General features: G+C 66.1%; 2 pseudogenes. Both read left to right on the forward strand.

What is annotated here, in order from left to right:
• Window positions 1-137: 137 nt before the first annotated feature.
• Window positions 138-849 (forward strand): annotated as a pseudogene (locus ACFFWD_RS29840) (IS110 family RNA-guided transposase); the annotation flags it as partial.
• A pseudogene (locus ACFFWD_RS29845) lies at window positions 839-1,038 on the forward strand (hypothetical protein); the annotation flags it as partial. The pseudogenes ACFFWD_RS29840 and ACFFWD_RS29845, both read left to right, overlap by 11 nt.

The raw sequence follows: 1,038 nt of genomic DNA on the forward strand, positions 1-1,038 counted from the left end.
CCTGAAACGCGCCATTTGGCCGCTGCGGAGCGATCAGCTCCCCCTGGCCGGGCTTCCGCTAATGGGATGGTCCGGCCGTGCTCCCGTCCCGCCAGTGACAGAAGCTGGCTCGGGGCAGCGAAGACAAGGAGCATGCCATGTCTCAGCAATCCAACAACTGCGCAATCGCCGTGATCGGCATCGATATTGGCAAGAACTCATTCCACCTCGTGGGCCAGGATGGGCGCGGTGCCATCGTGCTGCGGCAAAAGTGGTCGCGTGGCCAGGTCGAGGCGCGACTTGCTAACCTGTCGCCATGCCTGATCGGCATGGAGGCCTGCGTCGGCGCGCATCATCTCAGCCGCAAGCTACAGCTACTCGGCCACAATGCCCGGTTGATGCCGGCCAAATACGTGCGGCCGTACAGCAAGGGACAGAAGAACGACTTCCGCGACGCAGAGGCGATCGCCGAGGCGGTGCAACGCCCGACCATGAAGTTCGTTGCAACTTGACCTGCAGGCGCTGCACCGCGTCCGCGCGCGGCTGGTCAGTCAGCGTACCGGCATCATCAACCAGATCCGCGCCTTCCTGCTGGAGCGCGGCATCGCGGTGCGGCAAGGGTTGCGTTTCCTGCGCGCCGAGCTGCCGGGCATCCTGGCGACGCGCACCGATGTGCTCTCGCCCCGCATGTCGCGCGTCATCGAGGAGTTGGCCGGAGACTGGCGCCACCTGGATGCACGGATCGAGGGCCTCACCGGCGAGATTGAAACGCTCGCCCATCAGGATCAGCACTGCGAGCGGCTGATGACGGTGCCCGGCATCGGTCCGATCATCTCGAGCGCGATGGTGGCCGCGATCGGCACCGGCGAAGGCGCCGCTGGTGATCCTGCTCGACGACGGCTGGAGCGCCGCCTCAAGCTGGGATGCGCGGGTCAAGGCCGCGGACGAATTGATCGCCAACGCCGACAATGACCGTCGCGGCGTCGCGCTGGTGCCGCTGGTGTTCTCCAAAGGCCGCGACTTCGGCGCCTGGCTCGGGCTGGTCCCGCAACAAATCTC

Origin of the sequence: Bradyrhizobium erythrophlei (genome assembly GCF_042430365.1) — a bacterium.
Taxonomy (GTDB): Bacteria; Pseudomonadota; Alphaproteobacteria; order Rhizobiales; family Xanthobacteraceae; genus Bradyrhizobium; species Bradyrhizobium erythrophlei.